Source organism: Paraphotobacterium marinum, assembly GCF_002216855.1.
GTDB lineage: Bacteria > Pseudomonadota > Gammaproteobacteria > Enterobacterales > Vibrionaceae > Paraphotobacterium > Paraphotobacterium marinum.
Window position 1 is genome coordinate 181,610 of record NZ_CP022355.1, and the last position, 24,198, is coordinate 205,807.

Annotated in this window: 19 protein-coding genes, 9 tRNA genes and 3 pseudogenes; 21 read left to right on the top strand and 10 right to left on the bottom strand. The window is 32.3% G+C overall.

Annotation, left to right across the window (positions count from 1 at the left end):
- Window positions 1-63 precede the first annotated feature (63 nt).
- Both CF386_RS00970 and pta read left to right on the top strand, forming a co-directional pair.
- Complete coding sequence (locus tag CF386_RS00970; RefSeq protein WP_089072666.1) at window positions 64-1,266, top strand: acetate kinase; 1,203 nt, start codon at window positions 64-66, stop codon at window positions 1,264-1,266.
- Between the two features lie 11 nt (window positions 1,267-1,277).
- Window positions 1,278-3,386, top strand: coding sequence for a phosphate acetyltransferase (pta, locus tag CF386_RS00975; protein WP_089072667.1), 2,109 nt, complete (start codon window positions 1,278-1,280; stop codon window positions 3,384-3,386).
- A 42-nt stretch (window positions 3,387-3,428) separates the two neighbouring features.
- On the opposite strand, the gene CF386_RS00980 is transcribed toward pta, so the two are convergent.
- From CF386_RS00980 to nifJ, 3 genes are all read right to left on the bottom strand, one after another.
- The gene (locus CF386_RS00980) at window positions 3,429-3,905 is read right to left on the bottom strand and encodes a hypothetical protein (protein ID WP_089072668.1); all 477 of its coding nucleotides are present in this window, start codon (window positions 3,903-3,905) and stop codon (window positions 3,429-3,431) included.
- A 104-nt stretch (window positions 3,906-4,009) separates the two neighbouring features.
- Window positions 4,010-4,561, bottom strand: a complete 552-nt coding sequence (locus CF386_RS00985; RefSeq protein WP_089072669.1) for a hypothetical protein — start codon at window positions 4,559-4,561, stop codon at window positions 4,010-4,012.
- A 239-nt stretch (window positions 4,562-4,800) separates the two neighbouring features.
- Window positions 4,801-8,340: a pyruvate:ferredoxin (flavodoxin) oxidoreductase gene (gene nifJ / locus CF386_RS00990; RefSeq protein WP_225971705.1), complete on the bottom strand. Its 3,540-nt coding sequence runs from the start codon at window positions 8,338-8,340 to the stop codon at window positions 4,801-4,803.
- A 76-nt stretch (window positions 8,341-8,416) separates the two neighbouring features.
- Between nifJ and CF386_RS00995 the strand changes: the two genes are divergently transcribed.
- From CF386_RS00995 to CF386_RS01005, 3 genes are read left to right on the top strand one after another with little or no spacing between them, the layout of a single operon-like run.
- Entirely contained in the window at window positions 8,417-9,319 is a 903-nt protein-coding gene (locus CF386_RS00995) for a TIGR01777 family oxidoreductase (protein WP_089072671.1), read from the top strand.
- Between the two features lie 2 nt (window positions 9,320-9,321).
- Entirely contained in the window at window positions 9,322-10,152 is an 831-nt protein-coding gene (locus tag CF386_RS01000; protein ID WP_089072672.1) for an SDR family NAD(P)-dependent oxidoreductase, read from the top strand.
- 60 nt (window positions 10,153-10,212) lie between these two features.
- Window positions 10,213-11,067: a tetratricopeptide repeat protein gene (locus CF386_RS01005; RefSeq protein ID WP_089072673.1), complete on the top strand. Its 855-nt coding sequence runs from the start codon at window positions 10,213-10,215 to the stop codon at window positions 11,065-11,067.
- Between the two features lie 74 nt (window positions 11,068-11,141).
- Here CF386_RS01005 and kdsA read toward each other — a convergent pair whose 3' ends face one another.
- The 6 genes and pseudogenes from kdsA to hemA form a co-directional block, all read right to left on the bottom strand.
- Window positions 11,142-11,993 carry a 3-deoxy-8-phosphooctulonate synthase gene (gene kdsA / locus CF386_RS01010; RefSeq protein WP_089072674.1) on the bottom strand — a complete coding sequence of 284 codons (852 nt, stop codon included), beginning with the start codon at window positions 11,991-11,993 and terminating at the stop codon, window positions 11,142-11,144.
- A gap of 26 nt (window positions 11,994-12,019) precedes the next feature.
- On the bottom strand, window positions 12,020-12,340 hold the full coding sequence (locus tag CF386_RS13570) for a tetratricopeptide repeat protein (RefSeq protein ID WP_404824967.1): 321 nt from the start codon (window positions 12,338-12,340) through the stop codon (window positions 12,020-12,022).
- Window positions 12,338-12,825 (bottom strand): annotated as a pseudogene (locus CF386_RS13260) (transglutaminase family protein); the annotation flags it as partial. The pseudogene CF386_RS13260 and the gene CF386_RS13570, both read right to left, overlap by 3 nt.
- A 74-nt stretch (window positions 12,826-12,899) precedes the next feature.
- Window positions 12,900-13,742 carry a peptide chain release factor N(5)-glutamine methyltransferase gene (gene prmC, locus CF386_RS01025; protein ID WP_158522265.1) on the bottom strand — a complete coding sequence of 281 codons (843 nt, stop codon included), beginning with the start codon at window positions 13,740-13,742 and terminating at the stop codon, window positions 12,900-12,902.
- Window positions 13,742-14,827 (bottom strand): peptide chain release factor 1, encoded by a 1,086-nt coding sequence (gene prfA, locus CF386_RS01030; protein ID WP_089072678.1) that lies wholly within the window; start codon window positions 14,825-14,827, stop codon window positions 13,742-13,744. Before prfA ends, prmC begins: the two co-directional genes overlap by 1 nt.
- 4 nt (window positions 14,828-14,831) lie before the next feature.
- The gene (gene hemA / locus CF386_RS01035) at window positions 14,832-16,085 is read right to left on the bottom strand and encodes a glutamyl-tRNA reductase (RefSeq protein ID WP_089072679.1); all 1,254 of its coding nucleotides are present in this window, start codon (window positions 16,083-16,085) and stop codon (window positions 14,832-14,834) included.
- A 164-nt stretch (window positions 16,086-16,249) separates the two neighbouring features.
- Here hemA and lolB point away from each other — a divergent pair, with 164 nt between their 5' ends.
- The 15 genes and pseudogenes from lolB (at window position 16,250) to CF386_RS01110 (ending at window position 21,424) form a co-directional block, all read left to right on the top strand.
- Window positions 16,250-16,873, top strand: coding sequence for a lipoprotein insertase outer membrane protein LolB (gene lolB / locus CF386_RS01040; RefSeq protein WP_089072680.1), 624 nt, complete (start codon window positions 16,250-16,252; stop codon window positions 16,871-16,873).
- Entirely contained in the window at window positions 16,866-17,465 is a 600-nt protein-coding gene (gene ispE / locus CF386_RS01045) for a 4-(cytidine 5'-diphospho)-2-C-methyl-D-erythritol kinase (RefSeq protein ID WP_089072681.1), read from the top strand. Before lolB ends, ispE begins: the two co-directional genes overlap by 8 nt.
- Window positions 17,465-17,731, top strand: a complete 267-nt coding sequence (locus tag CF386_RS01050; protein WP_089072682.1) for a hypothetical protein — start codon at window positions 17,465-17,467, stop codon at window positions 17,729-17,731. Before ispE ends, CF386_RS01050 begins: the two co-directional genes overlap by 1 nt.
- Before the next feature lie 17 nt (window positions 17,732-17,748).
- Window positions 17,749-18,694: pseudogene (locus CF386_RS01055) on the top strand (ribose-phosphate pyrophosphokinase).
- Window positions 18,695-18,747: 53 nt separating this feature from the next.
- The gene (pth, locus tag CF386_RS01060; RefSeq protein WP_225971760.1) at window positions 18,748-19,332 is read left to right on the top strand and encodes an aminoacyl-tRNA hydrolase; all 585 of its coding nucleotides are present in this window, start codon (window positions 18,748-18,750) and stop codon (window positions 19,330-19,332) included.
- An 11-nt stretch (window positions 19,333-19,343) separates the two neighbouring features.
- Window positions 19,344-20,432, top strand: a complete 1,089-nt coding sequence (gene ychF / locus CF386_RS01065) for a redox-regulated ATPase YchF (RefSeq protein WP_089072684.1) — start codon at window positions 19,344-19,346, stop codon at window positions 20,430-20,432.
- Window positions 20,433-20,558: 126 nt separating this feature from the next.
- Window positions 20,559-20,635, top strand: a tRNA-Met gene (locus CF386_RS01070).
- A gap of 4 nt (window positions 20,636-20,639) precedes the next feature.
- A tRNA-Leu gene (locus CF386_RS01075) sits at window positions 20,640-20,724 on the top strand.
- A 23-nt stretch (window positions 20,725-20,747) separates the two neighbouring features.
- Window positions 20,748-20,822 (top strand) — tRNA-Gln (locus CF386_RS01080).
- Between the two features lie 7 nt (window positions 20,823-20,829).
- A tRNA-Leu gene (locus CF386_RS01085) sits at window positions 20,830-20,914 on the top strand.
- A 30-nt stretch (window positions 20,915-20,944) separates the two neighbouring features.
- Window positions 20,945-21,019: transfer RNA gene (locus CF386_RS01090), tRNA-Gln, on the top strand.
- Window positions 21,020-21,042: 23 nt separating this feature from the next.
- Window positions 21,043-21,117 (top strand) — tRNA-Gln (locus CF386_RS01095).
- A gap of 43 nt (window positions 21,118-21,160) precedes the next feature.
- Window positions 21,161-21,237, top strand: a tRNA-Met gene (locus CF386_RS01100).
- A 4-nt stretch (window positions 21,238-21,241) separates the two neighbouring features.
- Window positions 21,242-21,326, top strand: a tRNA-Leu gene (locus CF386_RS01105).
- A gap of 23 nt (window positions 21,327-21,349) precedes the next feature.
- Window positions 21,350-21,424 (top strand) — tRNA-Gln (locus CF386_RS01110).
- A 72-nt stretch (window positions 21,425-21,496) separates the two neighbouring features.
- Here CF386_RS01110 and CF386_RS01115 read toward each other — a convergent pair.
- A complete protein-coding gene (locus tag CF386_RS01115) occupies window positions 21,497-22,648 on the bottom strand; it encodes an FAD-dependent monooxygenase (RefSeq protein ID WP_089072685.1) in 1,152 nt (383 codons plus the stop codon).
- A 119-nt stretch (window positions 22,649-22,767) separates the two neighbouring features.
- Here CF386_RS01115 and miaB point away from each other — a divergent pair.
- Window positions 22,768-24,197 (top strand): annotated as a pseudogene (miaB, locus tag CF386_RS01120) (tRNA (N6-isopentenyl adenosine(37)-C2)-methylthiotransferase MiaB).
- The last annotated feature ends 1 nt before the right edge of the window (window position 24,198 follow it).

Here is a 24,198-nt window from a genome sequence, read left to right on the forward strand (position 1 = left end):
AAGCCTAATGATTAACACCATTTTGTCAACAATTTTTATAAAATATACATAGGTAAAATCTATATGTCCAAACTCATTTTAGTTCTAAACTGTGGCAGTTCCTCGTTAAAGTTCGCGTTAATTGATCCTATAAATGGTCAAGAACACATGACAGGCCTGGCTGAATGTCTTCATCTTCCGGAGGCAAGAATTAAATGGAATTTAAACAAAAAGCATGAAGCGCCTCTTAATCAAAACTCTGCACATTTCGAAGCAATCCAATTCATCGTTGACGATATATTGGCGAGTGAACCAAATCTTTCGAAAAATATATTTGCCATAGGTCATCGCGTGGTTCATGGTGGTGAGAAATTTACAAAATCTGTTCTCATTAATGACGAAGTCATTGCTGGAATTCAGGAATGTTCTAGCTTAGCTCCTCTTCACAACCCTGCACATATAATTGGAATTGAAGCTGCTATGAAGGCATTTCCCAACCTTCCAAATGTAGCTGTCTTTGATACAGCCTTTCATCAAACCATGCCTGAATCTTCATTTTTATATGCTCTTCCATATAATTTGTATAAAAATCATGGAGTAAGGAGGTATGGAATGCATGGTACCTCACATTTGTATATTGCTAGACAAATGGCAACAAAATTCAAGAAACCAATTAGTGAACTGAACATTATAAGCTGTCATTTAGGCAATGGTGCATCTGTTTGTGCCATAAAAGATGGTGAGTCTGTAGATACATCTATGGGCATGACACCTCTTGAAGGTTTGGTTATGGGTACTCGTTCAGGAGATATTGATCCTGCTATAGTTTTCTTCCTTTATAATCAGTTAGGTTACAGCGTTGAAGATATAGAAAAAACACTTACAAAAGAGTCTGGTCTTTTAGGATTAACAGAAAAATCTTCTGATTGCAGATATTTAGGAGAAAATTATGATAAGACTGAAGATGCTAAAAGAGCAATGGATGTAATGACACACCGTCTTGCCAAATATATTGCTTCTTACTTCACTCTTTTTGATAAAAAAATAGATGCGATAACTTTTACTGGTGGTATAGGAGAGAATTCCTTGCTAACTAGACAAAAAACGTTATCAAAACTAAGCCTCTTAGGAATAAAAGTTGACGATGATTTAAATAGTCAATGTCTTTTTGGCAATCAAGGAATTATAACTTCTGAAGATAGTCAAATTCCATGTTATGTAATTGCCACTAATGAAGAGCTTGTCATTGCTGAAGATACTCTGCATCTGGCAAACATCAAAAATTAAGGGAGGTAAATTTGTCTAGAACAATAATGCTTGTTCCTGTTGGGAATAAAGTGGGCCTAACTTGTGTTAGTCTTGGTGTAATAAGAGCAATTGAACAAAAAGGTACAGCTGTAACTTTTTTTAAACCAATTGATAAGTTTACGGGTGGTCATCCTAAAGGCAGTACAAATAATATTTTAAAGACACAAAAAAATATTAAACAACTCCCCTCACTATCTCTCGATTATGCTGAGACAATGATCAGCTCAAATTCTTTAGATAATTTATTAGAGGAAGTTTTAGAGTCTTTTAACAAAATTAAAAATAAGTCTGCAATTAATATTATTGAGGGTATCGATAATGAAAACAACTCTTCATTATCACAAAAAATCAACTACCAAATATCCAAAACTTTAAATGCAGAAATAGTTTTTGTTACATCTCCATATGAAACAGATGAAGATAAAATATTAAACCAATTAGATGTTATACAATCAAGCTTCGGGGGCAAACTTAACTCTGCCATTAAAGGGTTTATTATAAACAAATATGGCCAACCAGATTTTGATAATACCTCATCATCAATTTTTTTGAATAATAATAGTAACGAAGCCATTCATGAAAAAGAAAGATTTATAAATGCTCAAATTCCCTGTATTGCAACAATACCATGGAATCCAAAGCTATTTGCTCTAAGACCTATTGATTTAGCTCAACAATTAGAAGCTGAAATATTAATATCCGGAGAAATTTACGATCGAAGAATTAGAAAAATTGTGTTTTGTGCTCGCTCTATTTCAAATATGATTGATACTTTTTCAGCAGACTCACTACTAGTTATTCCATCCGACAGAGCTGATGTTTTGGTTTCAGCTTCTCTAGCTGTTATGAATGGTATTAAGATAGGTGCAATTTTGTTAACTGGAAATTATGAAATACCTAAGTCTGTTCTGCAGTTATGTGAACAAGCTTTCAATTCAGGATTAACGTTACTTAAAATTAATTCAAATACATGGGAAACATCTTTAAGATTGCAACACATAAAATTTGAATTACCCTCTAATGATAAAGTCAGAATTGAACTGGTTCAAGAATATATTTCATCTAAAATAAATCCAAAATGGTTAGAATCATTAAATAAAAACATCGATTCTATAAATAAACTTAGCCCACCTGCCTTCAGATATAAGCTTACGGAGCTAGCTCGTTTAGCTAATAAAAAAATCATTCTACCTGAAGGAGATGAGCCAAGGACAATTGCAGCAGCAGCAATCTGTGCCGAAAAAAATATTGCTCAATGTGTACTGCTTGGAAATAAAGAAAATATAAAAAGAATTGCTAATCAACAAGGCATAAACCTCCACAAACAGATTAAAATCATTGAACCACAAAGTGTTGCTGAAAATTATGTTAAACGTTTGGTTGAGTTAAGGAAAGCTAAAGGAATAACTGAAGTTGTTGCAAAAGAACAACTAAAAGATACCGTCGTTTTAGGTACTATGATGTTAGAAGCAGGAGAAGTTGATGGGTTAGTTTCAGGGGCAATTCATACAACAGCAAATACTATAAGACCTCCATTGCAAATTATCAAAACAGCTCCAGGTTCATCTATTGTATCCTCTATCTTTTTTATGCTATTACCGGATCAAGTGCTAGTTTATGGTGATTGTGCAATTAATCCAGATCCAACTGCGGAACAATTAGCTGAAATTGCAATTCAATCAGCTGACTCAGCCAAATCATTTGGAATTGATCCTAAAGTTGCAATGATATCATACTCTACAGGAACTTCCGGTAAAGGAGCAGATGTCGATAAGGTAAGGCTTGCGACTGAAATAGCAAAAAATAAACGTCCTGATTTATTAATTGATGGTCCATTACAATATGATGCTGCAATAATGGAAAATGTAGCTGCTTCTAAGGCCCCTAATTCTCCAGTGGCAGGAAAAGCAACTGTCTTTATCTTTCCAGATCTTAATACTGGAAACACCACTTATAAAGCAGTGCAAAGATCAGCGGAATTAGTTTCAATAGGTCCTATGCTTCAAGGAATGAGAAAACCTGTAAACGATTTATCACGCGGTGCTCTAGTAGATGATATAGTTTACACAATCGCCTTGACTGCTATCCAAGCAACCTAAATTATAATGAGTCCATATAGGAGGACTCATTACAATTGATAATTAGCCGCTAAATGGTATAGATGAGTGATGTAAAATTATTTTGACTTTTCCATCCTCATTTTTTTTGTAACCAAATGTGTACTCAACAGTCACAACACTTCCTGCAGAATCAGTAAAGTCATATTCTCCCATAGCAATAACAATATCGCCATCATCGAAGATTTGATGATTTTTAAAATCAATTTTTGACCATCTAGATAAAGCAAATCCCTTGTCTTCTGAAAAAGCTTCATCACCACCGACAAAATATGATAAGGCACCCTTTTTAGTTGGTCTAAATGGGCTAGATTTAGCTTTGGTCGGCTTAAATAAAACCTTACCATCACCGAAATTATAACCATAAAGCTCATCAATAATTGAAGAAGCTAGGGATTTGTAATCTTCATTTTTAGCGTATGACTCACCTATTAAAATAAGTCCATCAGCCCAAGATTTTTGCGCTAATTCTAATTCTAGAGATGTAATTTTTGAAGTCATTTGATTCAACCTATAAGTAATAATTATTTTTAAGATAAATATTATACACAAAAAATTGACATGACAATATCAAATATTAACTCCAAAGAAAATCAACTTTAATCTTATTCACTATAAGGTAAAGAAGAGTGCTGTAGAATAATTTTCAATCCATCTTTCTGGGTTTGAATGTAACCAAATGTATATTCAACCTTCGCAGAATTTCCCTTAGTATCAGTGAAAACATAGTGACCCATAACGATAGCCAAATCATTATGAAAAAAAATCTGATCATTTGTAAATTTAATATCTTTCCATGGTGCTAAAGCAAACCCCTTATCTTCATCAAAACTATCATTACCACCAACAAAATAAGATAACGCGCTTTCCTTAGTTCTTCTGAAAGGATGAGTAGAAGCCTTAGTTGGCTTAAATAAAACTATATTATTGCCGTAATTAAACGCATACAATTGATTGATTAAGTTCAACGCTAATTGTCTGTAGTCACCTTTTTTTTCATATTCGGCTCCAATATTAATTAAACCTTTAGCCCATTCATTCTGAATACTTTCAATTTGATTTAGAGTAATTTTGTTACTTTTGTTACTTTCAGATAAAGCTTTAAAACTGACACATAACATTAATAAAGTAAAAATAACATTATAAAATTTAAACATACCATACATCTCTAAAAATAAAAATTATACAATTATGTATTACAGAAACTTGAATATAACAAAAGACATATACCAGTAATTTTCATATCTGTAACACTTTTGAGACTTTAAGTATCTAAACTACAGATATAAAAAAGAGAAATATATTAAATATTTCTCTCCCATAGATTATTATTTATGAAGTAAGCAATGTTAGCTTTCTGTTTTTTTGTGTAATTTTGCCATCTCTTGTATTTTAGTCATTTGCTCTTTCGCATACTCTCTTGCTTTCTCTTTGAGTTCTTCCGCTGCATCAGAGTCAATGTTTTGTAATCTACTAAACCTACCTTCGTTATCCATGATAACATCAACGTCTTTTTGATAGATTTAGAGTCTAACTGCATACCGGGTTTATTTTTAGATTCATTTTCAGGATCAAATCTATACAACGGCCACATCCCAGAATCAACAATATTCTTTGTTTGTGTTACAGATTGAGATAGATCATAACCATGTGCTTCACAAGGACTGTAAGCAATAATTAAAGATGGACCTGGATATGCCTCTGCTTCTTGAATTGCTTTAACAGTCTGATTTAACTGAGCACCCAAAGCAACTTGAGCAACATAAATATGACCATACATGCTCATAGTTAAACCAAGATCTTTCTTAATTTGTCTCTTACCTTTTGCGGCAAACTTAGCTATAGCACCTAATGGAGTAGCTTTAGATTGTTGTCCTCCAGTATTTGAATAACACTGTGTATCCATAACTAAGACATTTATATTTTCATTCATTGACAATACATGATCTAAGCCACCATAACCTATATCATAGGCCCATCCATCTCCGCCTATTATCCATATACTTTTTCTTATCAAGTCACTACTTACTTCTTCCAACATCTTCAAATTTGGATTATTTAATTTAGAAATCTGCTGACATAATTGTTTAATATTTTTTCTTTGCTCGGCTATTTCTTTTGCATTTGTTTGATTATTATCAAGAATAAGCTCAACTAAATCATCACTAAATAAATTTGAATATTTTTTTAATAATGATTTTGCTCTATCAAATTGATAATCCACAGATAATTTAAAACCAAAACCAAATTCTGCTGTGTCTTCAAACAATGAGTTAGCCCAGGCAGGTCCCTGCCCTTCTTTATTTTTTGAGTATGGTGTAGTTGGTAAGTTCCCACCATAGATTGAGGAACATCCAGTAGAATTAGCAATAAGAAGCCTGTCTCCATATAATTGAGTGATAAGTTTAATATAAGGAGTTTCTCCACAACCAGAACAAGCTCCAGAATATTCAAACAAAGGTTCCATCAATTGAGATGTTCTCACATCAATTCTTTCTATTTCATTTGGTTTTTTTTCTTCTAACTTAAGAAAAAAATCATATTTTTTAGCTTCAGTCGCCACATGTTCGAGCTGATTTTTCATATTAATTGCTTTAATGCCAGGATTTTTTCGATCTTTCGCAGGGCAAATTTCAACACATAAATTACAACCTGTACAATCCTCTGGTGCAACTTGTAATATATACTTCTGTCCTTTCATATCCCGAGCTTTAACATCTAAACTTTCAATATTACTTGGTGCATTATTTAGAGAATCGCTTTCAACAACTTTAGCTCTAATTGCTGCATGAGGACATATAACAGTACAATAATTACATTGGGTGCATAAGTTTGATTGCCAAATTGGAATTTCATCAGCAAGATTTCTTTTTTCCCATTTCGTTGTGCCTGTTTCCCATGTACCATCAACTGGAAAAGCACTTACTGGAAGAATATCACCTTTACCTGCTAACATCATTGCAGTAATATTTTTCACAAAATCAGGAGCTTTATTATCAACAATAGGTGGTATTACAACATTACTAGTTGCATGGGCGGGAATATTAATCTTTTCGATAGATTCAATTGTAAGATCAACTGCATTAAAGTTTTTTAGAATAATTTCGGGTCCTTTTTTTCCATAAGCCCTTTCGATTTCATCCTTAATGTATTTTATAGACTTTTCTTTTTCAAAAATACCCGACAATGCAAAAAATGCAGTTTGCATAACTGTATTAATTCTATTGCCAAGTTTTGCTTGTTTTGCAACATTTAATGCATTAATGACATAAAAATTTAATTTTTTATCAATTATAATTTCCTGAATAGACTTTGGTAATTTATTCCATGTTTCATCTGATGAGTATGGTGTATTTAACAAAAAAACCCCACCATGATTAATCTTATCCAAAATGTCATACTGATTTAAATATTCAAACCTATGTACACCTATAAAATCAGCGTGAGTAACCAAGTAAGGTGCACTAATTTGTGATTCATGAATCCTTAAGTGAGATACTGTAAGTGCTCCTGCTTTTTTAGAATCATAGACAAAATATCCCTGAGCAAATAAATTCGTGTGATCTCCGATAATCTTAATCGTATTCTTTGCAGCTGAAACAGTTCCATCCGAACCAAGTCCGTAAAACATTGCTTGAGTTTGATATTTTACCATTGCTGGGACGTCAATTGGATCTAATGATAAATTTGTGATGTCGTCTTTTATACCAACTGTGAATTTTGATTTAGGACTATCTTTTTTTAATTCATTAAAAATTGACAAAACATTAGCCGGCGTAAATTCTTTAGATGACAGACCGTATCGCCCACCAATAATATTTATATTTTTTGTTTTAAAATTTTCCGATCCAAATATAGCGCTAACAATATCTAAATAAAGCGGTTCTCCAATACTTCCAGGCTCTTTTGTTCGATCAAGCACAGCTATTGATTTAACAGAGTTAGGTAATACTCTCAAAAAGTGCTTTACAGAAAAGGGACGATAAAGTTTAACTTTAATTACCCCAACCTTTTCTTGTTGAGTATTTAACCAATTTACTGTTTCCGCCACTGTTTCTGTAGAAGAGCCCATTGAGATGATAATTCTAGTTGCATCATTATCTCCTATATATTCAAAAGGCTGGTATCGTCTCCCAGTTAAAGAATAAAATTTATTCATTTCCTCATCAACAATATCCGCACAATTATCGTAAAAGGTATTAGTTACTTCTCTAGATTGAAAAAAAGTGTCTGGATTAGCCGAACTTCCTCTTAAGGAGGGCTTTTCAGAAGTTAGTCTTCTTTGTTTAACTTCCAAAACCTTTTCTTCACTAATCATATCCCTAATTATTTTTTCATCAATCTGCTCAATTTTGTTTATTTCATGAGAGGTTCTATATCCATCCATAAAATGAATGAAAGGTACTCTTGATTTTAATGTTGCTGATTGAGAAATAAGAGCAAAGTCATGCGCTTCTTGAACTGAAGAAGAACTTAATAATGCAAAACCTGTTTGTCTAACAGACATGACATCTGAATGATCACAAAAAATTGATAAAGCATGTGTAGCTACAGTTCTTGCTGCAACATGAAGAACAAATGGTGTAAGTTCCCCAGCAATTTTATAAAGATTTGGAATCATTAACAACAAACCTTGAGATGATGTGAAGCTTGTTGATAATGAACCTGTTTGTAAAGCTCCGTGGACTGTGCCAATCGCCCCACCTTCTGACTGCATTTCTACAACCGAAGGAACTTCATTCCATATATTTTCTTTGCCTGCAGACGCCCATTCATCTGCTTGCTCTCCCATTGGAGAAGACGGGCTAATTGGATAAATAGCTATAATTTCGTTTGTTTTATATGCAATTTGAGCAACGGCATTACATCCGTCAATAGAAATTAATTTATTCTTCACTTCAAGATCTCTCATAATAATATTATTATTATCACTCATTAGTAATAAAATTGTTGATATTTTAACAAATTTTTACTAAAAACGTAAGAAAGAAATAATTATTAAGGGATGAATAATGAGATTACTTATTACAGGTGGAACAGGTCTTATTGGTGAAAAAATAATAAAAAATAAACAGTTTACTGAAGTTACAATATTATCTAGACAAATAAAAAAAGACCACTCTCATTTTCATTATATTAATAAATTATCAGAATTAAACGATTTAGATAATTTTGATATCGTAATAAATCTTGCTGGTGAGCCAATAGTAGACAAACGTTGGACTAAAAAGCAGAAAATAGTCATCAAAGAAAGCCGGTTTAATACAACTGAAAAAATTGTGCAGTTATTTCATGCCAGCAAAACGCCTCCAAAAATATTTATTTCTGGATCAGCTATTGGTGTTTACCCTTCTAATATTAATCAAGATATTACCGAAAATTTTAATTTTGACGATATTAATTATTTTGATTTTCCAATGAGTTTGTGTAAAGAGTGGGAGAAAATCGCTAATCAGGTCAATAATAAGAATACTCGAATAATTACATTACGAACTGGCATAGTTCTATCTACAGAAAAAGGAGCTCTAAAAAAAATGTTACCGGCATTTAAATTAAATCTTGGCGGTCCTTTATCAAACGGACAACAATTCATATCTTGGATTGATATCAGTGATTTAATTAATGCCATTTTTTTCATGATTAATAATGATTTAATCAATGGGCCTGTAAATTTAACAGCTCCAAATCCTGTTACAAATAATGATTTTTCAAAAGCTTTATCCAGTACATTAAATAAAAAAAATTTACTTAGATTGCCATCAATAATTTTAAAGTTATTAATGGGTGAATCATCACAGCTTTTACTTGAGGGACATAAAGTTATGCCTGATAAATTAACACAAAATGGGTTTCATTTTCAGTATGATACCATCGATAAATCTTTAAGTCATTTAATTAAGAAACAAAAGGTATAAAGGTGAAAAAAAATATTATTATTACAGGTTGTTCAAGTGGCATTGGTAAAATGGCTGCTATCCTTTTACATAAAAAAAACTTTAATGTTATTGCAAGCTATAGATCCAAAACAGATGTAATTGATTTAGAACAACAAGGTATAAAATGTTTACACCTTGATATGAGGGATACTAAAAGTATTAATGGTTTTTATGAAAAAGCTTGTGAATATTTTAACCACCAGATTGATTGTATTTTTCATAATGCTGCATATGGTCAAGTGGGAGCAATCGAAGACTTACCCATAGAAGCACTTCAAGAACAATTTCAGGTAAACTTTTTTGCAATCCATCAACTTACCCTTCTGATTTTAAAAAATATGAGAAAATACAACTCAGGAAGAATTGTTATAAATTCATCTGTTCTGGGGTTTGTAGCATTAAAGTACAGAGGCGCGTATGTAGCAAGTAAATTTGCTTTGGAAGGTTGGGCTGATACACTCCGATTAGAGCTTTCTAAAACCAACATTGACGTATCAATCATTGAACCAGGACCTATTTCTTCAAAGTTTAGAGAAAACGCACTTTTGTATTTTTATAAATATATAAAGAACTTTAAAAATAGTAATTATTTTGAAGACTACCAAATTCAAATTGAAAGATTAGAGTCAAATAAGAGTTCAAATAAATATACATTACCGCCAGAGAAGGTTGTAGACGCCCTTTTACATGCTTTGGAGTCGAAAGATCCCAAGATCAGATATCTTATTACTAAACCCACCAAGTATATACGAATTTTAAAAAGAGTTCTTTCTGATCGTAAGTTAGACAGATTATTAAAAAACTATAATTAATTTTAATATTGTTTTTTATTTGAAATCTAATATGATGATATAAAAAAATAGAGAAAAAAAATGATAAATCAAGATAACACAATTTCAACCGAAATTAATCAAGAAAATTTTCAAGAAATAATTGAGTCTTCCCAAAAAAAACCATTATTAATAATATTTTGGGCACCTTCCATACCAGAGTCCATTGAAAATAAAAATCTTATTGAAAATATTGCTATTAACTATCAAGAGTCACTCACAATTGCGGACATTAATTGTGAATCTCAACAAATAATAGCTAGCCAATTTGGAATTAGGTCTATTCCAACAATTGCCTTATTTAAAAATGGACAACCCGTAGAAGGATTAGAGGGACTGCAAACAAAAGAGAGCCTCATTCAGTTGTTTGATAATCACCTTCCAAGTCAAGATGACATATTATTCGAGCAAATCAAAAATGAAATCAACAACAGTAAATATTCTGAAGCACTCAGAAATATAAAAAAAATGTCTGAAAACTTTTCTCAGAAAGGAGCGCTAAAGTTACTTGAAGCTGAGTGTCAAATTGAATTAAATAATTATGAGCAAGCTGAACAATTATTAGAACAGGTTCCTCTTCAAGATCAGACAAGTAAATATAATGAACTTTCTTCAAAAATAGAACTTCATAATAATGCATCTGAGACTCCAGAGATAAAAACTTTAGAGGAAAAACTAAAATTAAACAATAGTGATTATAAAGTGATGTATCAATTATCAATCGCCTACAATGAAGTTCATAAATTCGAAAAATCTCTTTCCTTGATGTTTGAAGTATTATCTCACGATATTAACTATCTTGAAGGGGGTGCAAAAAAATCATTCCTAAATATCCTTTCATCATTAGGACAAGATAATGATATAGCGAAAGAATATAGAAAAAAATATATACATTAATGTATTAAAACTAAATAAATAAATCGAAGAACTCTGTATAAATTTAGCAGAGATCTTCATAAAATTTTAGATGGTTAGGAAATTTTTATTTCATTAAAACTTTTAATCAAATCATCCAAGTCTTTTATTTGTTCTAAAAATAACTTAAGCTTATCTAAAGGAAAGGCAGAAGGTCCATCACATTTTGCCTTAGAAGGTTCAGGATGAGATTCTAAGAAAAGGCCTGCAAGCTTTGTTGCCATACCAGACATTGCTAGCTCAACAGTTTGTTCTCTTCGACCGCCAGAAGCTGCACTGTCCGATTGTCGTTTTTGAAGGGCGTGAGTGACATCAAAGATAATTGGATAACCTCCACTTGCTTTTTTCATAACACTGAAACCCAGCATATCTACAACGAGATTGTCATAACCAAATTGTGTCCCTCTTTCACATAAAATAAGTTTTTTATTCCCAGACTCTTCAAACTTTTGAGTTATATTTTTTATTTGATCTGGAGACATAAATTGAGGCTTCTTTATATTTATAACTGAATCCGATTGAGCCATTGCATTTACTAAGTCAGTTTGTCTAGCTAAAAAAGCTGGTAATTGTATTACATCTACTACTTCGGAAATGGGTGTGACTTGATGAACTTCATGGACATCTGTTAAAATTTTCACGCCAAAATGTGCTTTAAGGTCCTCAAAAATTTTGATACCCTTCTCTAGTCCAGGTCCACGAAAAGAATGGATAGATGATCTATTTGCTTTATCGAAGGATGCTTTGAAAACAAAAGGAATACCTAACTTATTTGTTGTCTCAACATAATGTTCACAAATTTTAAGAGCCATATCTCTTGATTCAAGGACATTCATCCCCCCAAAAAGAGTAAACGGCATATCATTAGAAACTTCGATATCTTTTATTTTAATAACTTTTGAATTCATTAGCTTTTCCTTAACTAAATAATTACTTAGTGAATTACTACTTTATTATCATTTAACGCTTTTATTTGAACTTTTAATAATTCAGATGCGGGATCTTCAGGGTATTTTTCAATAAAAAAATTATAATCATTTATAGCCATAGAATTACAATCTAATTGCTGATAAATATATCCCCTATCTCTAACCTCAAATGCATCTTCAGGTTCAAGGGTTAAAGCAATATTTATGAATTTCAAAGCATCTAAGTAACGTTCTTCTCTTAAAAAGGTGCTTTTAAGTACAGCAATCCATTTCATCAAAACGTCACTATTTTTAGCTTCTTCGAGGTGTGTCTGATTTAATTTCATAAAAGGATTTTTAAGTCCAGTAATCCATGATTGTAATGTTTTTTTATCAAGATACTGTCCATCAAATGGATTTAAATAAAGTGTTGATTTATCCTCTAATTTAATACTCAGGATAAATTGAGTAGGAAAACATATGGGCTTCAAGTTTAAGCCTAATAAGTTACCAATATACAAAAAATAACCCCTAATGTTACAGGAATACCTTTTCGCCTATTTAAAACATTAACCAATAGTGCATTTTTTGAAGAATAAAACTCTTCATAATCCCCTTGAAAACCCCATTCAATATAAAATTGCTTTAATAAAAAATCTAATTTATTCTTAATTGTTTTTATTTGACTAAACTCACACTCGATGCCATCAACCAATTTATTAATATCTTGGTATACCTCAGATTTAGAACAGTTAGCTACAACCTGATTAAGCTCTATTCCTAAATCAAATAAGCTAACATTCTCAACATTTTTAATATTAATATTTTTCATCTAGTTCTAATTCCAACAGAAAGCCAAAATAAATAAGTCAAACATTTTACAAAAAAAACATTCAACTATCAAATTTAGGAAAAATAACCTAAAGTGATCCTTTCGCATCCAGCATAATCTCTAATAGTCAAAATACCTTTATACCTATACCTTTTAAGACATTCTCGTACTTTTGGGGCTTGATTATAACCATGCTCGAAAGCCAACAGACCGCGATCTTTCAAATATAAGTGGGCATTACCAATAATTTGATAAATATCCTGTAAACCATCCTCTTCTGAAACTAAAGCTGTTAAGGGCTCAAAAGTAACATCGCCTTGTTTTAAATGCTCATCATTATGAGCTATATATGGGGGGTTACTAACAATTATATCGTACTTACCTCTAACATATTTAAACCAATTGCTTTGTATAAATTTTATATTATTAACATTGAGATCTAAAGCATTTTGAGAGGCTACATCTAAAGAGTCCTTACTTAAATCAACACAAGTAATATTTGAGTTTGGAAGTTCTTTTCCAAGTGTTATTCCTATTACTCCAGAGCCAGTTCCAAGATCAAGAATACTAAGGTTCGATTCTTTATCATAAGTTGCAAGAATATTTTCTATCATCAATTCTGTTTCTGGGCGAGGAATTAACGTATTTCTTGTTACTTTAAAATTATTAGACCAAAACTCTTTGTATCCCTTAATGTAGGCAATGGGTTCTCCAAAGTAACGTCTGTTAAGACATTTATTAAAAATAAGTATATCTTCATTACTTGGACATTTTTCTGGCCAAGTAAGAAAGTAGCTGTAAGTTCTTTTAAAGCTATGCTCCATTAAAGCTATAACATCTGACTTAGCATTAGTTTTTGAAGTCTTTCTCGAAAGATATTCTAAACTAACGTCATATATATTCTTGTAAGATTTCACTAATCGACATCTTCTGACAAAGCGGCCAATTTATCAGCTTGGTATTCAGTAATAATAGGATCAATTAAAGACATCAAATCACCCTCCATTACTTCATTAAGTTTATACAAAGTAAGGTTTATTCTATGGTCAGTCACACGACTTTGCGGATAATTGTATGTCCTTATACGATCTGATCGATCACCAGTACCTAGCAAATTTTTTCTAGTACTTGCTTCTTCTTTCTGTCTTTTATCATCTTCAGCTTGTTGAATTCTTGATGCTAATACAGACATAGCTTTAGCCTTATTTTTATGTTGTGACCTTTCATCTTGACATTCAACAACAATTCCTGTTGGAATATGTGTTATTCGAATTGCTGAGTCAGTTGTGTTTACGTGTTGTCCACCAGCACCTGAAGCTCTGAAAGTATCAATTTTCAAATCAGATGAATTAATTTCCGGTATTTCAGCCTCTGGTATTTCGGGTAAAATAGCTACGGTACAAGCAGAGGTATGCACTCTCCCCTGAGATTCAGTTTCTGGTACTCTTTGAACTCTGTGTCCACCAGACTCAAACTTTAATTGCCCATAAACCCCGTCACCCTCAATTTTAGCAATGATTTCCTTGAATCCGCCATGCTCAGCTTCATTAGCACTCAATATTTGGATCTTCCAGCGAGATTTTTCAGAAAACCTTGAATACATTCTAAATAAGTCGCCAGCAAATATTCCTGCTTCATCTCCACCAGCACCAGCTCTAATTTCAATAAAACAATTACGTTCATCATTTGGATCTTTAGGAATCAGTAATATTTGTAGTTCATTAGTTAATTCATCCAATGACTTTTCTGCCGTTGTTATTTCCTCCTGAGCTAATTCTTTCATTTCAGGATCTGTTAACATTTCTCTGGCTTCGTCAAGATTATTCTTGATTTCATTATATTTATTATAAACATTCACAACTTCTTCTAATTGCGAGTATTCTTTCGAAAGACTTTTAAATTTATTCTGATCATTAATGATTTCAACATCTCCAAGAAGATGTTGAACTTCTTCATAACGATCTTTTAAATTTTCTAATTTACTTAAAATTGATTTATTCATTCTTTTACTTATTTTGATTCAAACCCAATATATCTCTCATAAGAGAGAGTTTTTGAAAATCACCATTATATGCAGCATTATTCATAGCTCTTGTTGGTTGGTGAATTAATTTATTAACTAACTTATTGCTTAACTCTAACATTACTTTTTCTGGGTCTTCTCCATCTTTAAGTAACTTGATACTTTTTATGAGTAATTCATCCTTGATGCTATCTACTTTTGTTCTATAAGCCTTAATGCTTTCCACTGACTCCAAAGAATTAACCCAACTCATAAATTGAAGTGCTTCGTTTTCGATTATGTACTTTACTGTATCAACTGCACTTTTTCTTTTATTTAAATTACTATCTACTATAAAATTCATATCATCAACATTATATAAAAAAACATTTTCAAGCTTATCTATTGTCGGTTCAACATCTCTTGGAACTGCTAAATCAACAATAAATAAAGGTCTATCCCGGTCCAATAAAATTTTCTCTATTTGCTTTTGATATATGATGAATTCAGAACTACCAGTTGAACTAATAATGATATCAATATCATTTAAGACATCATCAATTTGATTTAACTTTAATGCCTTACCATCATACTCATTTGCTAAATTATGTGCATTATCTAAAGTTCTATTTGCAAAATATAATTGATTACAACCATGAGACATTATATGCTTTGAACATAACTCAACAGTTTCTCCAGCACCTATAAGAAGAATATTAGTTTCAATCAATGAACTAAAAATTTGTCGAGCTAAAGCGCAAGCCGCATAGGCTACAGAAATGGAGTTATTTGAAATCTCAGTTGAATTTTTTATTTCTTTAGTTACCTGAAAAGTTTTTTGAAATAACTTACCTAATTTACTTTGAATAAGTTTGTGTGATTTTGAAATTGAGAAAGCTTTTTTGACCTGGCCCAAAATTTGATTTTCACCAATTATCATTGAATCTAAACCAGAGGCAACTGCCATCAAATGTTTAACTGCATCTAAATCGAAATGTTGATAACTATAATCCTGGAAATCAGACACTGATACACCCAAACATTTTGAAAACCAACTTATCAGGCAATGAATTTCGGCATTCAATTCACAGTATATTTCACTTCGATTACAAGTTGACAAAATAACAGCAGAAGAGGAAATTTTGGAATCTCTCAAACTGGATAACAAAGAAGGAATTTTTTCCGAAGGAATGTTAAATTTTTCTCTAATATTCAAGGGAGCAGTTTTGTGATTTACCCCTAGGACACATAAAATCATTTATTCAAACCGTTATCTATCACAATTAAAATTCTGTAACAACTACAAACAAATTACAATGACCAAGAAGAGAAAATAAGATATAGTTTATGGTAATTATTACTTTAAGAAAAAACTATGTTATCATCTTTAAAAAATAATTTCAATTTAATGGAAATTTTTCAATGAAAACAACCAAAGTAATTTATAATTTCTTGATTATATTTATTTTATCCTTAACTCTCACCTCCTGCGCATCACGAAACAATACACAATTCAAAAGTCAAACATGGAGTGAAAACAAAAAAAACATTTCGTCTATTAAAAACTATTCAGCAAAAGGAAAATTTGCTTACGTTTCTTCACAAAATAGTTTTAGTGCTTATTTTAGTATACTACAAACAAACTCAAACATGACAATAGAAGCAACGAACCTGATTGGAATTAATTTATTTACCATTAAAATCACAAAAAATGAGATATCCTTTTATTCAGATAAAGCTAACTTCAATGGCCCTATCAATGAGGCTAATAGTAGACTTAAAACAGAAACAGGTCTAACTTTCCCCGTATCAAAAATAAAGTATTGGGTATTAGGCTTACCAAATCAAAACAATGATTTAGTATTCAATAAAGATAATCTTGTATACTTATTAACGTCTAAAAACGACAATAAAGATTCATGGAAAGTTCGTTATGATAAATATCAATTCATAAATGGTTACCCATTACCAGAAACAATCAATATTAACAACAAAAATGTAAAAATAAAATTAGTCATCAATAGTTGGGATATTGAAAATGTATAGCAAATCAGTAACTCTTAGATGCCCAGCTAAACTTAATTTATTTCTAAACATCAATAAACGATATGATAATGGATATCATGAGTTACAAACTCTTTTTCAAATGATTGATGTAGAGGATGAAATTACTTTCAAATTTAATTCAAGCAAGACTTTGAATTTTAAATCTAACCTACCTGAATTATCTAATTCTGATAATTTAATTATCAAATCAATACAATTAATTGAAAGAACTTTTAATCTAGAGCCAATAGGATTAGATATCTATCTCAAAAAAAATATTCCAATTGGTGGGGGGCTAGGTGGCGGCTCCTCTAATGCAGCAACCACACTATTGTTTTTGGATACATTTTTAAATTTGAGATTGAGTCAGGATCAATTAATTGACCTTGGCAGAAATTTAGGTGCCGATGTTCCTTTTTTTATCTTAGGAGAGAATGCCATTGGAGAAGGTATAGGAGAAAAACTTACACCAGTAAAGCTCCCTAATCCTTTTTATATTGTAATAAAACCAAATCAATCTGTATCAACTGCTCAAATATTCAATCATACAAAATTAAAAAGAGATACTCCTAAAAAAATATCACTCAGCTAATGTCTAGTAACTTTAAAAATGATTGTGAACCCGTTGTAAGAAGTCTTTATAATAATGTTGATAAAAGCCTTACATGGCTGTTACAATATACACGCTCAAATTTATCAGGGACGGGTGCGTGCGTGTTTGGTGAAGCTTTTTCTGAGCAGCATGCAAACGAAATTAAAGATAATCTTCCTGAAGAATGGATTGGATTTGTTACAAAAGGTTTAAGTTCATCTCCCACAAAAGATAAACTTAACCAACTAAAATTAACTTTTAAATAAATGATGAGGTCAAAACTGTGCCCGATATGAAACTTTTTTCCGGTAATGCAACTCCAGATTTAGCCCAAAAAATAGCCGATAGATTATATATTTCTCTTGGTGATGCTAAAGTCTGTCGCTTTTCCGATGGCGAAGTCTCTGTTGAAATAAATGAGAATGTTAGAGGCAATGACGTTTTATTATTCAATCCACATGTGCTCCAACAAATGATAATTTAATGGAGTTAGTTGTTATGATTGATGCTCTTAGAAGAGCTTCAGCTGGAAGGATTACAGCAGTAATTCCATATTTTGGTTATGCAAGACAAGATCGTAGAGTTCGTTCAGCACGTGTTCCAATAACAGCTAAGGTTGTTGCAGACTTTCTTTCAAATGTTGGCGTAGACAGAGTTTTGACTGTTGACCTTCATGCAGAACAAATTCAAGGTTTTTTGATGTTCCTGTTGATAACATTTTTGGTTCCCCAGTTCTTTTAGAGGATATGCTGACAAAAAAACTACAAAACCCTATTGTCGTATCACCTGACATTGGCGGAGTCGTACGAGCAAGAGCTACTGCAAAACTTCTTGATGATACAGATATTGCTATTGTAGATAAAAGACGACCAAGAGCAAATGAATCTCAGGTAATGCATTTAATTGGAGATGTTAAAGATCGTGACTGTGTAATTGTCGATGATATGATCGATACTGGTGGCACTTTGTGTAAAGCTGCAGAAGCTCTAAAAAATAAAGGGGCTAAGAGAATTTTTGCTTATGCTACACACCCAATTTTTTCCGGTAATGCAGAGCAAAATATCAAAAACTCTGTAATAGACGAAATTATTATTACTGATTCTGTACCACTTGCAAAAAATATACTTGATACTGGGAAAGTTAAACAACTTACATTATCTGGACTTCTTGCTGAAGCAATAAGAAGAATAAGCAAAGAAGAATCAATATCTGCGATGTTTTCAAAATAAACACATGAACAGAATAACTTTTATAGTTATTCTGTTTCACAAAATTAAAGGTTATTGTGAAAAGACTTAAATTGTTAGTTGGCTTAGCCAATCCAGGTCCTGAGTATAAGAATACCAGGCATAACGTAGGTGCATGGTTCATTGAATCAATTCTTAGTGAAAAAAACAGTACTTTTAAATTTGAGAAAAAGTTTCAAGCCAATTATTCAAAAATATCTGTGCGAGGTCATGACGTTCATGTACTTGTTCCACAGACTTATATGAATCTTTCAGGTCAATCTGTTCTTGCTATCATGAATTTTTTTAAAATAAAAGCTGAAGAAACTTTAGTTGCACATGATGATCTTGATCTCATTCCTGGCGTTGCAAAAATAAAATTGGGTGGTGGTCATGGAGGACATAATGGCCTCAAAGATATTATGAATAGAATAAATTCTAGAGATTTTCTTCGTCTAAGAATAGGTATAGGACATCCCGGCAATAGAAATTACGTCTCTAAATATGTTGTGCAACCTCCTAATTTAGAGGATCTTGCTAAAATTAATGTTTCTATAGATAATTCTCTCAATATTATGGATCATATAGTAGAATATCAAATAACAAAAGCTCAAAATACACTTCACTCTCAAAATAAATAAGGAAACCAAATATGGGTTTTAAATGTGGTATCGTTGGTTTACCAAATGTTGGGAAATCAACTCTTTTTAATGCGTTGACAAAAGCTGGTATAGACGCTGCAAATTTTCCATTTTGTACAATTGAACCAAATACCGGTGTTGTACCAGTTCCTGATCCTAGATTAAATCAAATTGCTAAAATTGTTGATCCAAAAAAAATCATACCGACTTCAATGGAGTTTGTTGATATAGCTGGATTAGTTGCTGGAGCTTCAAAAGGAGAAGGTTTAGGTAATAAGTTTTTAGCAAACATCAGAGAAACTGATGCTATAGGTCACGTAGTTAGGTGCTTTGACAATGAAAATATTGTTCATGTCTCTGGAAAAGTAAACCCTATCGATGATATTGAAGTGATAAATTTAGAGTTAGCACTTTCTGATCTTGATACCTGTGAAAGAGCTATACAAAGACAATCAAAAAAAGCTAAAAGTGGCGATAAAGAATCTCAAAAAGAATTAGCTGTCTTAAACAAAGTGTCAAAAGCTTTAGAAGAAGGATTAAAGGCTAGTTCTATCGAATTAACTACAGATGAAGTTAAGCTAATTTCTTACTTAAACTTTCTAACATTAAAGCCGACAATGTACATTGCAAATGTTGATGAAAATTTTGATCAAAATGAACATTTGAAAAATCTTCAAGAGTATGCAAAAAAAGAAAATGCCATTGTAGTACCCGTCTGTGCAGAAATTGAATCAGAATTATCAGAGTTAGATGATGAAGATAAAGATGAATTTCTTGCAGAAATGAATCTAGAAGAACCTGGATTAAATAGAGTTATTAGATCAGGTTATGAGCTTTTATCTCTTCATACATATTTTACAGCAGGACCCCAAGAAGTCAGAGCATGGACTATCCCTTTGAATTCCTCAGCACCTCAAGCTGCTGGTAAAATTCATACAGATTTTGAAAAAGGTTTTATAAGAGCTGAAGTGATCTCATTTGAAGACTATACAAAATATAATGGTGAATCAGGTGCCAAAGAAGCGGGGAAGTGGCGATTAGAAGGTAAGGAATACATAGTGAAAGATGGGGACGTTATTCACTTTAGATTTAATGTATAGCAATATATTTAGTATGTATACTATTTTTTGTAGAAAATAACATCAAATAAACAAAAAAAATAAAAAATATATTGACCTTTTCTATTAAAATAAGCATAATTCTCGCCACGTTAAGTTTAAATATACGGCTACGTAGCTCAGTTGGTTAGAGCACATCACTCATAATGATGGGGTCACAGGTTCGAATCCCGTCGTAGCCACCATTTAGCGGAAGTGGCGGAATTGGTAGACGCACCAGATTTAGGTTCTGGCGCCGCAAGGTGTGAGAGTTCAAGTCTCTCCTTCCGCACCAATAACTTAACTTTAACTATATGAAGGGCTATCGCCAAGTGGTAAGGCAGCGGCTTTTGATGCCGCCATTCCCTGGTTCGAATCCAGGTAGCCCTGCCAAATAAACGCGGAAGTGGCGGAATTGGTAGACGCACCAGATTTAGGTTCTGGCGCCGCAAGGTGTGAGAGTTCAAGTCTCTCCTTCCGCACCAATCTGGAACATAGTTAAAAAATATTTGTATAGGGCTATCGCCAAGTGGTAAGGCAGCGGCTTTTGATGCCGCCATTCCCTGGTTCGAATCCAGGTAGCCCTGCCAATACAAAACAAAAATTAGACTTTAGGGCTATCGCCAAGTGGTAAGGCAGCGGCTTTTGATGCCGCCATTCCCTGGTTCGAATCCAGGTAGCCCTGCCAAAAGTTTATAAAAAATTAGTTATTATTAAGTTAATAAATATATGGCTACGTAGCTCAGTTGGTTAGAGCACATCACTCATAATGATGGGGTCACAGGTTCGAATCCCGTCGTAGCCACCATTTAGCGGAAGTGGCGGAATTGGTAGACGCACCAGATTTAGGTTCTGGCGCCGCAAGGTGTGAGAGTTCAAGTCTCTCCTTCCGCACCAATAACTTAATTTTAACTATATGAAGGGCTATCGCCAAGTGGTAAGGCAGCGGCTTTTGATGCCGCCATTCCCTGGTTCGAATCCAGGTAGCCCTGCCAACCTAGCTTAAAGTTCAATTCATTTAAATCTTAAGACTCTCAATATAATTTTAATAATTACACTGCATTTAACTAAGTATTAATTAAGTCATGTATTTTTCTCTTAATATAATGATTTTTTCCACAAAGATTTAGCACCTTGTTTCTAATTCTTTCAACTAGTAGATTTTCACAAGAAAATCCGCAATAAAATAAATCCATAAAATTTTGAATAAGAGAATTATCTCTTTTTCTTAATGTCTCATAATGCTTAATAAGATAACTGTTAGTAGGACATATTTTATCTTCAAAGCATCTCAAAAGAACTTCTAAATCTTTAAAGCCTAGATTAACACCCTGCCCTGCTAGGGGGTGTATCGAATGAGCGGCATCCCCAATTAAAATAACATTATTTTTGATATAGTTATGAGCATGTAATCTGGATATAGGGAAACTTCCTTTGACTAAAACGTCAAAATCTCCTAACCGTTCAGGAAATTGTTCAAGTAATTCTTTTTTTAAAGAATTTGAATCTAGTTGAGTCAGGCACTTTATTTTATCAGGGTCATCATACCAAATCAAAGAAGCATAATTTTCATAAAGTGGTAAGAAAGCCTTTGCTCCACTACTAAAAAATTTCTGCCATGTCGTCTTAACAAAAGGATCAAAAGATTTAATATTAACTATCAAACATTCTTGATTATATTTCCAAGATGTTACACCTATATCAGACAATTTTCTTATTGATGAATTGAGTCCATCAGCAGCAATAATATATTTAGACTTGAGAGTCTTACCGTCAAGCAAGGAGATTTCGTTGTGTCTGTTTCCCAATATATCCAGTTTACAAACTTTACTTTTAAACATTGATATACCAGGTTCCTCTGAAATTTTAAGTAGCAGCTCTGTTTGAACTCTGAAGTTTTCAACAAAACATCCTACATAGCTTCTCTTAAATTCTTTAGCACTTAATTCAATTTTTGAATGTTCATGCTCGTAAACTTCCATTGAGTTAAAATAACATAATTTTTCCGAGGGAAGCTCACCCCAAACTTCTAATTTTTTTAAGATATTTATGGAGCTTTGAAACAAAGCAGAGACTCGCAAATCTGGGCTTTCCTTATCAAGAAACTCATTTAGGTATGGGTCTACAAGCGCTATATTGAAATTTTGTTTAGATAAACCCAGAGCTGTTGAAAGACCAATTAATCCACCTCCTACAACAATTATATCAAAACTTTTCATACATAAAACTCTTTTAAAATAGAAAAAAATTAAAGTCTAGCTAATTTTTAATATAAATTATATAATAAAATAATTTTTAAATTTATACATTAACTTAAACAAAGTCGTAGAAAATAGCAATGCAAAAAAAACTTTTAATTAAAACTTGGGGCTGTCAAATGAATGAATATGATTCATCAAAAATGGCAGATTTATTAAATGTTTCTAATGGTTATGAACTAACAGAGGTACCCGAAGAAGCAGATGTATTACTTTTAAACACATGTTCAATTAGAGAAAAGGCTCAAGAAAAAGTTTTTCACCAATTAGGTCGTTGGAAAAATCTGAAGGATAAAAAACCAAATTTAATTATTGGCGTTGGTGGCTGTGTTGCGACACAAGAAGGAGATCATATTAGAAAAAGAGCTCCGTTTGTCGATGTGATCTTTGGTCCACAAACTCTTCATAGATTACCTCAAATGATTCAAGACTCAAAAAAAATCAATCTCCAGTTATGGATATTTCTTTTCCTGAAATTGAGAAGTTTGATAGTCTACCTGAACCGAAAGCTGAAGGACCAACTGCATTTGTTTCCATTATGGAAGGATGTTCGAAGTATTGTACCTATTGTGTTGTGCCATATACTAGAGGAGAAGAAGTTAGTCGCCCTCTTGACGATGTTATCTATGAAATAGCTCAATTAGCTGAACAGGGAGTAAGAGAAGTAAATTTACTTGGTCAGAATGTAAATGCATACAGAGGGTTAGACTACAAAGCTCAAGAAGTTTCTTTTGCTCAACTGTTAAAATTAGTTGCTTCGATTAATGGGATTGATCGAATTAGATATACAACAAGCCACCCTATTGAATTCACTGATGATATTATAGAAGCTTATAAAGATACACCAGAACTCGTAAATTTTCTTCACTTACCAGTTCAAAGTGGTTCTGATAGAATTTTATCTCTTATGAAAAGACCACACACATCAATCGAGTATAAGTCTATTATCCGAAAACTAAAAAAAGTCAGACCAAACTTAACAGTTAGTTCCGACTTTATTGTTGGCTTTCCAGGTGAGTCTGAGACAGATTTTCAACAAACAATGAAGCTTATTAAAGATGTGGATTTTGATATGAGCTTTAGTTTCATATATTCACCTAGACCAGGAACACCTGCAGCTGATTATCCTTGTGATACTCCAGAACAAGAAAAGAAAGACCGTCTTCAAGAATTACAACAACAAATTAACACTCAAGCAATGAGATATTCACGTTTAATGTTAAATACTGAACAAAGAATTCTCGTTGAAGGTTTATCGAAAAAGAATGTTATGGAGCTTAGGGGCCGGACTGAAAATAATAGAGTTGTTAATTTTGAAGGTGATATTAATTTAATTGGACAGTTTGTGGATGTATTAATTGATGAAGTTAACCCTAATTCATTGAAAGGGAAATTAATAAGAACAGAAGCTGAAATGCTTTTAAGAAATAACATTGATCCCAAATTAATAACACAAAAAGATCAATCAGTTAAACAATTCGACCCTTCCAATATTGAATTACGAGGTTAAA